The 15,174-nt window shown below is 43.6% G+C and carries 9 protein-coding genes and 1 pseudogene; 3 read left to right on the top strand and 7 right to left on the bottom strand.

Features of this window, described 5'->3' with window-relative positions; all coding sequences use genetic code 11:
• The first annotated feature begins 46 nt into the window (after nt 1–46).
• Together ACZ449_RS08610 and ACZ449_RS08605 are read left to right on the top strand one after the other, a co-directional pair.
• The gene (locus ACZ449_RS08610; protein WP_464260615.1) at nt 47–1,063 is read left to right on the top strand and encodes an ABC transporter ATP-binding protein; all 1,017 of its coding nucleotides are present in this window, start codon (nt 47–49) and stop codon (nt 1,061–1,063) included.
• On the top strand, nt 1,060–1,947 hold the full coding sequence (locus tag ACZ449_RS08605) for an ATP-binding cassette domain-containing protein (RefSeq protein WP_464260614.1): 888 nt from the start codon (nt 1,060–1,062) through the stop codon (nt 1,945–1,947). The genes ACZ449_RS08610 and ACZ449_RS08605 overlap by 4 nt, the downstream gene beginning before the upstream one ends.
• 51 nt (nt 1,948–1,998) lie before the next feature.
• On the opposite strand, the gene ACZ449_RS08600 is transcribed toward ACZ449_RS08605, so the two are convergent.
• On the bottom strand, nt 1,999–2,664 hold the full coding sequence (locus tag ACZ449_RS08600; RefSeq protein WP_464260613.1) for an HD-GYP domain-containing protein: 666 nt from the start codon (nt 2,662–2,664) through the stop codon (nt 1,999–2,001).
• Between the two features lie 204 nt (nt 2,665–2,868).
• Entirely contained in the window at nt 2,869–3,006 is a 138-nt protein-coding gene (locus ACZ449_RS08595; RefSeq protein WP_464260612.1) for a hypothetical protein, read from the bottom strand.
• A 472-nt stretch (nt 3,007–3,478) separates the two neighbouring features.
• Here ACZ449_RS08595 and ACZ449_RS08590 point away from each other — a divergent pair, with 472 nt between their 5' ends.
• Nucleotides 3,479–5,227 (top strand): IS1634 family transposase, encoded by a 1,749-nt coding sequence (locus ACZ449_RS08590; RefSeq protein WP_464258205.1) that lies wholly within the window; start codon nt 3,479–3,481, stop codon nt 5,225–5,227.
• A gap of 138 nt (nt 5,228–5,365) precedes the next feature.
• Here the strand turns inward: ACZ449_RS08590 and ACZ449_RS08585 are convergent, their stop codons facing one another.
• The 5 genes and pseudogenes from ACZ449_RS08585 to cobN all read right to left on the bottom strand — a co-directional run bounded on the left by ACZ449_RS08585 (nt 5,366) and on the right by cobN (nt 15,130).
• The gene (locus ACZ449_RS08585; protein WP_464260611.1) at nt 5,366–5,980 is read right to left on the bottom strand and encodes a tetratricopeptide repeat protein; all 615 of its coding nucleotides are present in this window, start codon (nt 5,978–5,980) and stop codon (nt 5,366–5,368) included.
• A 127-nt stretch (nt 5,981–6,107) separates the two neighbouring features.
• Nucleotides 6,108–8,135 (bottom strand): TonB-dependent receptor plug domain-containing protein, encoded by a 2,028-nt coding sequence (locus ACZ449_RS08580; RefSeq protein ID WP_464260610.1) that lies wholly within the window; start codon nt 8,133–8,135, stop codon nt 6,108–6,110.
• Nucleotides 8,136–8,184: 49 nt separating this feature from the next.
• Nucleotides 8,185–9,261, bottom strand: coding sequence for an ATP-binding protein (locus ACZ449_RS08575; protein WP_464260609.1), 1,077 nt, complete (start codon nt 9,259–9,261; stop codon nt 8,185–8,187).
• Between the two features lie 31 nt (nt 9,262–9,292).
• Nucleotides 9,293–11,278, bottom strand: a complete 1,986-nt coding sequence (locus tag ACZ449_RS08570; protein ID WP_464260608.1) for a putative cobaltochelatase — start codon at nt 11,276–11,278, stop codon at nt 9,293–9,295.
• Nucleotides 11,279–11,329: 51 nt separating this feature from the next.
• Nucleotides 11,330–15,130, bottom strand: a pseudogene (cobN, locus tag ACZ449_RS08565) (cobaltochelatase subunit CobN).
• Between the last annotated feature and the right edge of the window lie 44 nt (nt 15,131–15,174).

Raw genomic sequence — 15,174 nt, 5'->3', positions numbered from 1 at the left:
AACACCCAGCATTCACTTCTAATGAACTATGGAGGCACTACAAACTATGAAATCCGTTTTGCAACTTAAAAACTTGTCCGTTAGCTTCGATACTCCAAGCGGTGAGGTCGAAGCTGTCAGAAATGTTAGTCTGGCGCTCAACAAAGGCGAAATTCTGGCGCTTGTAGGAGAATCCGGCTGCGGAAAAACCGTTATGAGTCAATCAATTATGAAGCTATTGCCAAAAACCTCAAGAATTAAGCAGGGACGTATTATTTTTGATGGCAATGATATAACAGAATATAAAGAAAAACAAATGTGTTCCTTGCGCGGCAGCGGTTTATCCATGGTATTTCAGGATCCTATGACCACACTGAACCCGACCATTCCGATTGGTAAGCAAATTACTGAATCCATCTTGAAACATAATAAGGTCTCGAAGGAGCAGGCAAAAAAAAGAGCATTCGAAATGCTGGACTTGGTTGGCATACCTAATCCTGAACAGATGTATTCACTGCAGCCACACTTTTTTTCCGGGGGAATGCGCCAACGATGCGTATTAGCAATAGCTCTGGCCTCCAATCCTAAAGTATTATTTGCAGATGAACCCACTACCGCACTTGACGTAACCGTACAAGCTAAAATACTTAATCTTCTTTTGGATATTCGCGACAAGACAGGCATCTCCATTGTCTTTATTTCTCATGACCTGGGTGTAGTTGCCCGCATTGCAGACCGCATCGCCGTCATGTACGCCGGAAAAATCGTAGAAATTGGCACAGCAGAAGAAATTTTTTATGACCCCCGCCACCCTTATGTATGGGGCTTGATGTCAGCTTTACCATCACTGGCTAAGGATGGAGAAAACCTTACTAGCATTCCCGGCATGCCGCCAGTTATGCTAGATCCCCCGAAGGGTGACGCATTTGCGGTACGTAATCAATTCGCCCTGGCAATTGATTACGAAAAAATGCCGCCAATGTTCGAAATTTCTCCGACACATAGCGCCGCTACATGGTTGCTTGATAAAAGAGCTCCGAAAATTGAACCTCCATTTTCGCTGAAAAGAAAGACTGTATCATGAACGCAAGAGAAATTTTAAGTGTCTGTAATTTAAAACAATATTTTCATATAAACAAAAGCTTAACCATCAAGGCTATTGATGGTATTACTTTTGAGATTAACAAGGGAGAGGTTTTTGGGCTTGTTGGTGAAACCGGCTCAGGAAAATCAACTGTTGCGCGTACAATTATGGGAATATATCCACCTACAGACGGCGAAGTGTTTTTTAAGGGCAATATGATATCCAAAAAAGAGATTTATGCGCAGAATAAAAAGGATATTCATAAAAACATGCAGATTATATTTCAAGATTCAGCTGCTGCGCTAAATCCAAGAATGACGATCGAGCAGATAATTGCCGAGCCTTTGACGGTTAACCGCATTATGAGGAAGAAAAATGAACTACGCGACAAATTAGCATCCTTACTACAGGAAGTAGGCCTTGATAATACATATAAAACTAAATATCCTGCCGAAATTTCAGGTGGTCAGCGGCAACGAGTTGCCATTGCAAGATGCGTAAGTACAAGTCCTGATTTGATTATTGCCGATGAGCCAATTGCATCCCTGGATGTTTCAATTCAGGCACAGATCATTAACCTGTTTCAACGGTTGCAGCGCGAGCATGGGTTTTCATTTCTCTTTATTGCCCATGATCTTGCTATCATAAAATTTATCTGTGACAAAGTTGCGGTAATGCTTAATGGTAAGATTATGGAAATTGCCGCCACAAAAGAATTGTTTAATAATCCGCTCCACCCGTATACACAATCCCTTTTATCAGCAGTTCCGGTACCTGACCCTGTCTATGAAAGGAATAAGAAACTTTTGGATTATGATGCAAACAGTGCAAAAACAGACGGTATAATGGTTGAAGTAACACCTGGACATTATGTTATGCAATAGTCATAAGCAAAGCCCCGCGGACTTATCCGTGGGGCTTTGCTTATCAGGAGTTTATCTGAAACTGCCTGTTGCTGTATGATATACAGGTAAGCTGCCGCTCGCAAGAAGTGAGGACTCCAGATTAATAAAAGCATCCACCAGTGTCCGGTCAAATTGACTACCCGCGAAGCGCTTCAATTCATCAAAAGCCTCTTCTGGACTCTTTAGACTTTGGTAATTCTGGATGGTCGTCATTACATCAAATGCTTCCGCAATGTGAATAATTCTGGCAACCAGCGGTATTTCTTGCCCACGCAACTGTTCAGGGTAGCCAGTCCCGTCCCAACGTTCATGGTGAGACAATACTGGTAGGGCAAGTTCAGATAGCTGTTTTGAACACAACAGCATTTGACTTCCATACACCGAATGGCGCTCCACTGTAGCTCGTTCAGCCTGATTGTAAATGCCCTGCTTATACAAAATAGTACTAGGAACATTCATCTTACCTATATCATGCAGCAAAGCCACCGCTCCAATTTTGGCAACATCCCTACTGTTACATCCGACATAATCGCCCAGCATAACAGCATAATAGGCAACACGTCGCGAGTGATGGAATTCAAAAGCAAATTGGCGTGACATAAGCGCTATATAGAAATTAAAATCTTCCTGACGGTCCCACAAACGCAAGATGCTATTGAGTATCTTTTCATAGCTTTTTTCATTAGTAAAACTCATTGCCACCACTTCCCCTATCTATAAGCTATTATCTTAGCTATAACCTCGACAATAAAAAAAGGTATGAGCAAACAAGGACTTCACGTCCTCTGTCGGCTTCATACCATAGCTTTAGCGAAATATACTTATTTGTAGCAGGAATTCTTTTGTCATCCATCCGCCTAGCGAATAAACAGCAAAAGAATTTTGCTTTATCTGTTTGAATTAATCACGCCGCTGGTTAAACAATTTCCATATTGCATCAGTAAAGCACCACGCCCGCAATAGGGATAAACTAACAAATAAAAAGGCTATTAGAACCATACCGAGAAATCCACCACTTGAACTTGCATGTTCAAGCAAAGTTATCACCTCCTTTCTTTTAAAGTGATTTTTTTCACTTGTTGTACATAAAACACCCCCTTTATTAGAGCAACATTCCAACTTTTCGAGTAAAATAAAAAGGCATGAAGCTAAAAAGAACGCTTAGTCCCTTTTAAGGCTTCATGCCTTACTCACAATCAATATTAACATGATATAATTTTCTAAATTATATTTCTTTCTTTATTATAGTACACTCGCTGCTATAAATCAATATGAAATAATTTATTGTTTTTGTAAAAAATCTTAATGCTCCGCATTGAGATTTTTTAGGAGTTTTTTCGCCAGATCAATTGAATTTTTCTCGGTTTTGGGCACGGGAGTTTGACACTTGTATAAACAAAAAATGCCCTTGAAGCCTTGAAATAGGCTTATTTTTTTGTCAAATTTTTCTTTTGATTATCGAGTAATATCTAATAATGTGTTATAATATAGGTGACAGGAGGTATTCGTTATGCATTTGAGTATTGTTCAGTCCAAAAATTCTAAATCTCTATATGTCATTCGTTCTACTTATAAAAACGGTCGCAATTCTTCTGAACGAGTGGAAAAGCTCGGCACCTATACTGAATTATTAGAAAAACTAAACGGCCAAGATCCTATCGCGTGGGCCAAAACCTATATTGATGAGCTCAACAAAAAGGAAAAAGCCGGCAAACGCGAAGTAAGTATCTCATTTTCTCCAGCAAAACACATCGGGAAAAATCAGCAAGTCCTTTTTAACGGCGGATATCTTTTTTTGCAAGTTATCTACTATGCTTTAGGTCTTGATTCGATCTCGAAAGCCATTTCGAAAAAACATAAATTTGCCTTTGATCTTAATTCCATTCTTTCTAATTTGCTATATGCCCGAATTCTTTTTCCCGCCTCCAAACTTGCCACCATGCAAATTGCACAAAAATTCCTTGAACCTCCTTCCTTTGAAATTCAACATATTTATAGGGCTCTTGGCATTATTTCCGAAGAAAGCGATTTCATTCAATCCCAACTATATAAAAATAGCCGCCGCACCCTCGATAGAAATACTCACATCCTCTACTATGATTGCACAAATTATTTCTTTGAAATCGAACAGGAGTCCGGTCTTAGACAATATGGTATGTCTAAAGAACACCGACCGAACCCGATTGTTCAAATGGGCCTCTTTATGGATGGTGACGGCATCCCGCTGGCATTCAATATTTCCAAAGGCAACACCAATGAACAAGTGACTCTGACTCCGTTAGAGCAAAAACTTCTGAAAGACTTTGAACTATCTAAGCTTGTTGTTTGCACCGATGCCGGTCTTGCTTCCAACGCAAACAGAAGATTTAACGATAAAAAAAATCGAGCCTTCATTACCACTCAGTCGATAAAAAAGTTAAAGAAACCTTTACTGCAGTGGGCTCTTGCAAAATCAGGATGGTTTATTCCAGGCACTGACGGTACTTTTGATCTCACAAAACTCGATACAGACGATACCCTTTATAAGGCCTATAAAAATACCACTTTTTTCAAAGAACGCTGGATAAAAGAAAATGACTTAGAACAACGCCTGATTGTTACTTTTTCTTTGAAATACAGGGATTATCAAAGAAAAATACGCAGCTCCCAGTTAGAACGTGCCATGAAGCTTGTTCAAAAAAATCCGCAGAAAATCGGTAAATGCCATTCAAATGACTTCAAACGCTTTATCGCGAAAAAAAGTATCACTCCCGATGGTGAAATCGCTGCAAAAAACTTGTATAGCATCGACGCAGAACTCATCCTAAAAGAAGAAATGTTTGATGGATATTATGGTATCTGTACTAATCTGGAAGATGATGCACAATCCATCATACATACAAATCATCAACGTTGGGAAATTGAAGAAAGCTTTCGCATTATGAAAACAGAATTTCAGGCACGCCCCGTTTATTTGAGCCGCGATGACCGCATTCACGCTCATTTTACAACATGCTTTTTAGCACTGACTCTGTATCGCCTTTTAGAGAAGATCCTCGACGAACGCTTCTCTTGCCACAGAATTATAGATGGCCTGCGCAATTTCAATTTTTATAAAGTCGCTTCCGAAGGCTATATGCCTACCTATGTCAGCGATGACTTTACAGATCTACTTCATGAAAAATTTCAATTCCATACAGACCGACAAATTATTCCAACTCAAGAAATGAAAAAAATTTTTAAAGCCACTAAAAACGAAAAAACATTACTCAAAAAGTAAGAAAATACGAAGTGCCTAGAACCCTTTATTTTCAAGGGTTCTAGGCACTTTTTTCTCTTGCAAGTGTCAAACTCGGGATTATAGTACACTCGCTGCTATAAATCAATATGAAATAATTTATTGTTTTTGTAAAAAATCTTAATGCTCCGCATTGAGATTTTTTAGGAGTTTTTTCGCCAGATCAATTGAATTTTTCTCGGTTTTGGGCACATTGCTCAGCAAGCTTTTGTAGGTTGCAATCGCTTCTTGACGACGATTCAGCTTTTGATAACATACCCCCTTGACCAAGTATACGCCTGCATGCTTGGGCGCCAATTCAATAGCCTTGTTTAACTCCCCGATTGCTGTCTCATATTCTCCCTTGTAGTAATAGCACACCCCCCGCCGGAAGTACGCCTCTTCATATTGAGAATCAAGGACAAGGATACTGGTATAGTCAGCCAGTGCAGCATCATACTGCTTGCCATCCAGATAAAGTAACCCTCGCTGCGCATAGGCTTCCACATATTTTGGATCAAGTTCTATGACCCGTCCGTAATCGGCTATGGCTAAGTCACTCTCACCGCTCGCCTGATAGGCATTGCCCCGATTAAAATAGGCCACTGTGTGCTTGGGATTATCAGTAAGCACGCGCGTACAATCCTGGATAATCTGCTGGTTGATTTCAGGCGCTGTTTTTTCTTCAGCGGCAAAGCCAACACCCATCCCTGTCAAGGTAAGAATTAAAATCAGGAAAAAAAGACATCTTTTCAAACTACACACCTCTCTCATGATTGCTTTGTATAGCCTCAAGGATAAATTATAATTCCCGCTGCATCAATATTAAAAAATCTTCTTTCTATATTCATAAAACTCTAAAAAAGGTGTGAGCGGAGTTATTTTAAAACTTATGCGTCAATTCCAAATAAGTTGTCCGTGAGGGTGCTAAATAATAGCTATAGTATTCTCTATCCAATAAGTTGTCTACACTAAGAGAAATCATTGTATCTTTCGTCATTTTATAAGATACTTTAGTATCGACCGTAAAATAAGATCCATAGTACCCGTATCCACTTTTACCTAGGTCAGAAGGATTATTGGCCTCGCTCACATAATTTCCAGTTAGACTGCCCTGCCACCGGTCTTTTGCATAATCAACACCAACTTTAAATAACTGTTTCGGAACACCGTCCACTTGTTTTCCTTCATTTTCAGGTGCTATATCACTACTTACTACTTTCGCATCAGTATACGTGTAATTAACGAAACTACTCCATGTATTGCTCAAACGCTTAGTCAAGCCAATCTCCACGCCATTAACTCTTACCTTGTCCGAATTAATGTATTGCTTCACCAATCCAGTCGTTTTCATATCAATTGCATTGGTAACATTGGTGTGAAAAATATTGACTTTCGCTAACAAGGTTTTATCCGCCTGATAATCAAAGCCTATTTCATAGTTAGTAGATTCTTCCGGTTGCAAATCAGGATTGCCTTTATAAATATATTTAGAAGACGTGCTTTCCCAATCTTTGGCCAATTCATACACATTGGGCGCCCGGAATGCCTTGCCGATAGAAGACCGCAGGGTCAGCTTGTCATTCATCTTATGAACTACCCCGGCTTTAGGATTAAAACTATTTGCCTTGCTTTCTGGCGTACTAGTAGTTACATAACTACCATTTTTATATCCGTAAGTATACCCGTCATCAAAGTGCCAATCATCATACCTCCCACCTAAATACAGCGTAGTTTTCTCGCTCAACTTGTGTTCATCCTGGAGATAGAATGAGTTGGTTTCCGTTTTTCCCCCAATATCAGAATTAGCAGTAGACGTAGTCGAAATAGACGCTCGATTCCACGCATTAGTTAGTGTTTTACTAAAAGAATTTGCTTGCTCAGTTCTGCGTGAATAGCCAACAGTAAATGAATCCTTATCCCCCAATTTGAAATTATACTGCAATTCTGCCTGTGTAGATTTAGACGGAGTAACTGTATATGTTTTGCCAGATACATACCAACTATCTAGCTTCGTTTCTCCATAACTTACTTTTAAAAAACTGGTACTATTTAGTTGATTCTCATAGTTTAACTTCCAGCTATCTTCATCTGTCTCCCCGCGATCAGCAACGAGATCATAGAAATATTTATAATTGTTACTTCCTCCAGACAGACTCAGCTTACTAGTATCATCCAAATGATACACCAATTTACCATCATACAGTTCTCTCTTCATTCCACTATTGCCTTGCCTAGTTTTACTACTATCTGTTTTATATTGATCATTGGATTCATAGCCATCGACAGAGGTTCTTTGAGCTGTAATAAAATAGTCAATTTTACCGGTACTGCCACTAGTGTAAACAGATTGGCTATTCGTCCCCTGTCCTCCGATACCGCTGCGAATTATAGTTTCTTGTTTGGTTTTATCTTTTGTAATGATATTAATAACACCACCCATAGCGTTAGAACCATATAGCGCAGATGCCGGACCTTTGATTACTTCAATTCTGTCAATATTTTCTGTAGGAATATTAGCTAATTTAAACCCACCACTATAGCCGTCATTAATAGGCTGACCATCTATCATGACAAGCACTTGTTTTTGCTTGCCAAATCCTCGCATGGTAATCATATCCGTAGTACCCATGATACCTTTGTTTTGCCGGACATAGACACCTGTAATACTTTTCAGTGCATCGTCTACTCTTTTAATATTTTTCTTATCCATGTCCTCTTTGGTAATGACTTCTACCGCTACTGGTACTTCCTTAAGCTTCTTTTCCGTTTTAGTAGCCGTAACTACCACTTGATCCAAATCAAAAACCTGTTCCTCATCTGCTGCCACAGAAGCAAAATTCAGTGAAGATAGTGCCAGTCCTACAGTTAGGGCCAAGGCTACGTTTTTTTGTTTCCATTTTTTCTTCATTGTGGTTCCCTCCATGCATTTTCAATGTTCTATTTTAACTGGCCCCGGACTATTGATGATTATGCTCATGCTTGTGTGGATGTTGGTGAAACTGTGAGTGGGACATAACTTCCTCTAGTTTTTTCTGGCCTGAACCTATTTCCTGGAAAGGTTTTTTCCGCATGCGGTGCATAAGAGCCAGCTCAACAACCTCTGCTACATCTGCTTGCTCAACTTTATCCCGGCCATTAAGCGCCGCCAGCGCCTTAGCTGCTTTCAACATAACTAAGTCAGCCCGGTGACCATCGACCCCCATTTGAATGGCAATGTCGGCAATGTTATATAATACTTCATCATCATAGCTAACCTTCGGTAAAACTTGCTGCGCTGCTACCATTTTTTCCCTCAGCTTGCCTTGCTCGCTTTCCCACGTTACGGCAAACTCCTCCTGATTATCTTCAAAAGCAGTGCGGCGTTTGATAACAGCTACCCGTTTTTCGGGGTCAGCAATCCCTTCAATGGTGACACATAAACCGAACCGATCTAAAAGCTGCGGCCTAAGCTCGCCTTCTTCCGGATTCATGGTCCCGACAAGAATAAACTGAGCCGGATGGGAGAACGATACGCCTTCCCGCTCTACAGTATTAATCCCCATGGCGGCAGCATCTAAAAGCACATCAACAATATGGTCATCCAACAGATTAACTTCATCGACATACAGAATACTGCGATTGGCCTCAGCCAAAACTCCTGGCTCAAACCTCTTTTCGCCAAATTTGATGGCATGTTCAATATCTAGCGTACCAACAACCCGGTCTTCGGTTGCCGATACTGGCAAATTAACCACCTTCATCGGCCGTTTGGCCCGCGGCAGCGTTTCCCCATTTTCATAGCGTTCATGGCATTGTGGACAATGTAACATCGGTTGGTCTGGATCACAGTGATAAGGGCAATCGGCAACTACCTCAATATCAGGTAAGAGTTCGGCTAACGCCCGGACAGCCGTTGATTTTGCTGTGCCTTTTTCACCACGGATAAGTATCCCGGATAGGCGAGGATTGATAACATTGAGCATCAGCCCTTTTTTCATACTTTCCTGACCCACAATGGCTGAAAATGGGTAATTTCTTGGTTTGTGATTATGCATATTCTTTGTCTCCTCTACCTAATAATCCATTCTAAGCTAAAGCTCCGCGAACGATATCTACTAGGCTATCCACCTTCAATTGTTCGATGGTATAGCACTCACCACCTAGATGGACGGCAAGCTCTTGTGCTTTACCGAAAGATAACAGCCCTTTTTGCTCGGTGTCTACGACTATATATTTAATATTGAACTCTTCCCTCATGTTGTCTGCTACTCGATGAGCTTCGGCCATGGGTTTGTCGTCTGCCATTGCCACATTGGCTTTGCCGTCTGACATTATCACAACAATAGGACGCATATGCGGACTGCGCTTCAATTGTTGTCTAACCACTTCCTGGGCTTTGCTCAACCCGGAAGCAAGCGGTGTTTTACCACCTACCGGCATTTCTATCAAACACTTTTGCGCCAATTCTACACTATTTGTTGGTGGTAATAATACTTCAGCATGGTCACCCTTAAAAGCCACCATGCCTACCTTATCTCGTTTTTGATACGCGTCTTGCAGCAAAGACAAAATAGCCCCTTTGGTTTCAATCATCCGCTGCTTAGCCCCCATAGAACCGCTGGCATCGACAACAAACAACATAAAGTTGCCAATACGTTTTTCCCGGACTTTCTCGCGAATATCACTTGTTTCAATAACAAGGGCCATACCATTCTTCTTACGGCTCTGTTGAAACGGGGCCGCGGCGCGAATGGTAGCGTCAATAGCCAGATCGTCCCTGTCCCGGTGGCTGGTACTCTTTACATAACGTCCTACACTGGAATCAGTCTTGGTGCGCGAGCGGCGGCCTGAGCCCCGGCGTGCCTGTCGATCCTTATCCATCGTGATGCGCTTGATGGCAAAGGGTTTGCCGATTGCAAAAACAACCTCAGTGGATGGATTCACATTGCTGTTATTATCTTTGTCCTCTTCCTTATCCTCTTGCTGCTCAGGTGGCGGCACCTGTTTATCCTGCTCATCTGACGGTTCGTCATTTTGCTCATCTGGTGGATCAGGTTGCTCTTGTTCTTGCTGCTGTGGTGTTTCGGATTCTTCCGGCGGTTCACGGCGGCGGTGTGCCAACACCATGGACGCAATATCCAGCACGTCCTCTTCGGTTACCTCCTGATGGCCACGCCAGGCAGCCAGAGTAACCGAAGCCCGTACCAGCATGATATCAGCTCGATGGCCAGCAGCATAGGCCTCAGCACATAGCTGGCTGATCTGTTCGTACCGCGCATCAGATAAAACAACATCTGGCAAAAATCGTCTGGCAGCAGCTACCTTCTTCCGCAACCTAGCTTGCTCCTCTTGCCAGATTGAGCGAAAAACAGCAGGATCTGTTTCAAAAGCTTCCCGGCGTTTAATAATCTCCACCCGCGCCTCACGGTCTGTCAAGCCGGCAACCTCTACACATAAGGCAAAACGATCCAATAGCTGCGGCCTAAGGTCGCCTTCTTCAGGATTCATGGTACCCACCAGGATAAATTCAGCGGGATGGGTGATACTAATGCCTTCGCGTTCCACAATGTTGATACCGCTGCCAGCTGCGTCTAGCAGTACGTCAACAATATGATCATCAAGCAGATTGATCTCATCAATATAGATAATGCCCCGGTTGGCTTCTCCCATCAATCCTGGCATAAAAGCCCTGTGACCGGCCTTAATGGCTTGTTCAAAATCCAGGCTGCCGACAACCCTGTCTTCGGTGGCCGATACCGGAATATCAATAACAGGCACAGTCATGGTAACCGTCCGGGTTTCGTCCTCCCGATTGCGGCAGTCATCACAAACCTTACTGGGCTCCTGAGGATCGCAATGATAGGGGCAGCCTGCCACAGCTTCCATATCAGGCAGCATTTCTACCAAACCCCTTACAGCTGTCGACTTGGCAGTACCTTTTTCGCCTCGAATAAGTATCCCCCCCATTCGGGGGTTTACCGCATGGAGCAAAAGTCCCAGCTGGAGATCTTCCTGTCCGGCTAAGGCCGCAAACGGATATATTATCCGGCGTTGTTTGCTTACTTTTTTCATATTTTCGCCTCAACTTTACCATCGGCACATCGGCGTACCAGTATTTTTAACTTATTTATACAACCTGGTCTTCCAGGCCGGCACATCCTCAGCCGTAATGATATCAATGGTGCCGCCCTGATATTCGCCCTCTACATCACCCATGCGCTCTTCCATCCAGCCCTCAATCTCCATATATGTCTCTTTCAAATTATCAAGCACTTCCGGGTCGGCTTCCCACAACCCCCGTTCGGCGGCCTCCAATAAGCGCCGGTTGATTTCTTCCATAGCCCAGGGGTTATTCTCTTCAAACCATTCCCGCATTTCCTGATCTAGCACATATGTTTTGGCCAAGTCATCAAATACCCAGTCAGCAACCTCGCCGGTGGTGGCCTCCCAGCCATACACATGGGTAACGCGTTTAGCCATATCGCCAGCGCCTTTATAGCCGTGGCGCTTCATACCGTTAATCCAATCCGGATTCAGTATCTTTGTCCGGATAATGCCGTTAATTTCCTCTGATAAAGTCGTAACCGCTGGCCTCTCCGGGTCACGGGTATCGCCAAAGTAGGTCTTCACCTCACCGCCACTCTGGGTCCGGGCGGCAGCTGTTAAACCGCCATAGTAGGAAAAGTGACAGCAGCAGCCAAAGATGTCATACTCGTCGGTAGCTGCCTTGTTGTAGGTTAAATCCACTGTTGTGAGCTGACGTTTGAATTGTTCTGCCACCTCCTGCCCACCGCGGTTTTTGCCATAGGCGTAACCACTCCAGGCAATAAAGATATCAGCTAAGTCCTTTTCGGTTTTCCAAGCTGAGGCATGGATCGCCAGACTTACTCCCGCACCATAGGTGTTGGGCCTGCTGCCAAAAATACGGGCTGTGGCCTGTTCCCAGGCTTCAGGAGTATTTTCCGCCTGTTGCTCTAGCGCATGCTTACGTACGAAGTTTTGCTCAGAGGGTTCGTCGAGTTCAGCCACCGCCCTGATAGCTTCATCCAAGTACTCAATAATGCCGGGGAAACAGTCTCTGGTAACGCCGCCGATACGTAAGGTCACATCAATCCGTGGCCTCCCCAGTTCATCGAGCGGAATAACCCGGAAACCTTTTACCCGCCCACCGGCAATCCACTGGGGTTCCACCCCTAGCAGTGACAATATTTGCGCCACCTGTTCGCCATCTGTCCACATGCAGTCGGTGGCAAACAGCACCATGCCGCAGTTTTCCGGTACCCGCCCGGTATCTTGTTCATGCAGGACAATCAGCGCGTCAGCCAGCTTCTGCCCTATCTTCCAGGCCGCTTTGGTCGGAATACGCGCAGGGTCGGCACTATAAAAGTTCCGGCCTGTCGGCAAAATGTCGGCCCGCCCCCTGGTAATCAGTCCTGACGGTCCGGCAGGAATATAACCGCCGTCAAAACCATGTAGCAAACTATCAATTTCCTTTGAAGCTGTTAGATTAGCATCTATATTTTTCACCTTGTCCCGCCAGTAGCCTAACTCCTCGACTTTTGGCAGATTGACCAAATGTGTTCCCATTACTTCTTGGGCTAACGCCAGTAACTTAATGTCTAAACCACTTATCGCCATATTGTCACCTCTCTCCAATATCAATCAACAGATCATCATTTTCCGGACAAACTCTTTTACATAGCTATTAGCATTGTCCAACAATCCGCCATAATTCTGACCAAAGCCTTCATGCCACTCATGAGGATTATCTCTTACCTGATCATAATCAAGCCCCATGAGTTCTATCACTAAGCGGGTCAAAGTACCATAATCGCCAGTATCATGTTTGAGTACAGCCTGGATGAAGTTAACCCGGCGTTCACCCTCAGGAATATCACCAAAAATGTGCATGCCATCCTGATGCATCCGATTTTTTAAGCTGGTTATCAGTCCATGTAACGTTTCTACAACACCATCAAAATCATCATGATTTTGACCAATATCGTCCATTAGCTTAGCTTCTATTGCTTTATCCATGATCAAATGTTCCAATTCATGACTGCGGGACGGGTCGGTATGTTTGGCTTGTATGTATTGATCCAAAAAAGTCTCCAGTTCTTCGAGGTGACCATATGTTGAGGCTTCCACCATCACAGTCTGCATATGACCGATAAGTGTCGCATAACTCCGCCGTTTGGCAATGGTTCCTTCCGGCGGATTATCGGTATTATAAATATATAGATGAGGCATTGTCCCTAACGTCAGTTCAGAGAAACAATCCTCAGAAAGCCCGACTGATTTGCCTGGTAAAAATTCCAGATTACCATGGGTACCGACATGTACCAAGACATCAGCGCCCCACAGCTCTTCCAAATAACGATAGGTGGCCACATATTGATGGGTAGGCGGACATTCGGGGTCATGCAACAGCTTGCAGACTTGACCGTCACAGCGCGGCCCGGCGCAACCTCGTTTGGGCTGGCAGCAGATAACCACATTGCCGTACTCAACACCAGTAATCAATATCTGCCCTTGATAAACCATGGCTGCAGGCACGCCGTCTTTTTCTTCCCCTGGCGGCTTGCCCCAGGTTTCGACCATCGCTGCTTGTGCTTTGGCGGGAAAACTGTCAAACCAGCGCCGGTATTCGACCTCACTTAGGTATTTGAGTACACCGCCCTTATTTACAATTTCTTCGATGGGCGTCCAGCGGAAATCGGATATGGCCTTTGTTTCCATGATGCGATCGATAATTTCCGTGCCTGACTCTGGCAAATTTTCTATGGAATAACCTGCCTGCCGCATGGCTGACATAATTCGGGCCACACTTTCCAGTGAATCTAAGTTGGCAGCACCGCCTACGGCTAATTCCACTCCATGACAGGGACTGTTATGCAAAATAATGGCTACCTTACGCTCTGATGGCAATTTCGCCTTAAGTTCCAGCCATTTTTTTACCCGGCGGCACAAATAGGTAATCCGCGCCGGGATAGGCAGATAAAAATCCAGGGTTCCGCCAATACTTTGCTCCTCAACCCGACTCAAGCTTCCGATTACGATAGGTTCAATGACGCCGTTACACTCTGGCATGGCTACCGACATCACCATGGTTGGACCGGAAATTCCATAAGGATCAGCTCGCCATTCCTCTTCTGTTTTGCTGTAGGTCAACAGGCCTTTGATAATTGGTACATCCAAATATCGGAGCAAATCATCACCGGCAGGCCTGGCTGTTCGCTCTGTTTCTCCTTGTTTGACCAGCAAAAAGGACTGAAGATTAATTAAACAATCAATAACCGGCTTGTGATTAATCATAAAATAGTTATTTATTGCAAAAATATTATCTTCCGAACCTGTCTCAATATCTTGTCGACCGGTGCTGAATGCAGGCAGCGAGTTGTAGCCTCTTTCATCAAATTCCCGCACAAGCGCTTCAATAACTTCGGTGTTATGATTAACCCACAAATGCCGATAAAAAAGGATTCCCACTATCGGCCTGCCTGGACGATAGGCCGGACAGTTCTTCATAAAATCTACTGCATCTTCATATAACCGATCACTGCCAGGGTAAAAAATCCCCTGCCAGGCAATTTCTTCTGGCGCTAAAACAGCAACATTAGCACCTAGTACTTCTTTCATAATATACAAAAGCGCATTTTTGGCATTTTCCACTCCGCCTAAGGTTAGATAGTACTGTACGGTTAAAGCCACATTGGCCCCCACTGTGTTATAAGCAAGGAGGCCTGGGTCATAGCCAAAGGCGATTGTCGGCTTTTGTTTTGTTATATCACCAACTTCCTTAGATATTTCCTCCCACACACCACTAGTAGCGGGAAAAAGAAAAAATGCCTCTGCTTCCAAGCGCAGATATTTAAAAAATTCTTGCCGATAACTAAGGTCTTCTAGCTCACGAATACTGCACATTCGTAGTTCAAGACCGGGAATGTCTCTCACTGCCGCCGCTAATG

The sequence above is a fragment of the Desulfosporomusa polytropa genome, from assembly GCF_055380075.1.
The sequence above is the reverse complement of the archived record's forward strand: the minus strand, read 5'-3'. Positions and strand labels throughout refer to the sequence as shown.

Excerpts from the sequence above, each read along its gene's own strand:
- ACZ449_RS08610 (WP_464260615.1), top strand. The coding sequence starts at position 47 with ATGAAATCCGTTTTGCAACTTAAAAACTTGTCCGTTAGCTTCGATACT.
- ACZ449_RS08605 (WP_464260614.1), top strand. The coding sequence starts at position 1,060 with ATGAACGCAAGAGAAATTTTAAGTGTCTGTAATTTAAAACAATATTTT.
- ACZ449_RS08600 (WP_464260613.1), bottom strand. The coding sequence starts at position 2,664 with ATGAGTTTTACTAATGAAAAAAGCTATGAAAAGATACTCAATAGCATC.
- ACZ449_RS08590 (WP_464258205.1), top strand. The coding sequence starts at position 3,479 with ATGCATTTGAGTATTGTTCAGTCCAAAAATTCTAAATCTCTATATGTC.
- ACZ449_RS08580 (WP_464260610.1), bottom strand. The coding sequence starts at position 8,135 with ATGAAGAAAAAATGGAAACAAAAAAACGTAGCCTTGGCCCTAACTGTA.
- ACZ449_RS08575 (WP_464260609.1), bottom strand. The coding sequence starts at position 9,261 with ATGCATAATCACAAACCAAGAAATTACCCATTTTCAGCCATTGTGGGT.
- ACZ449_RS08570 (WP_464260608.1), bottom strand. The coding sequence starts at position 11,278 with ATGAAAAAAGTAAGCAAACAACGCCGGATAATATATCCGTTTGCGGCC.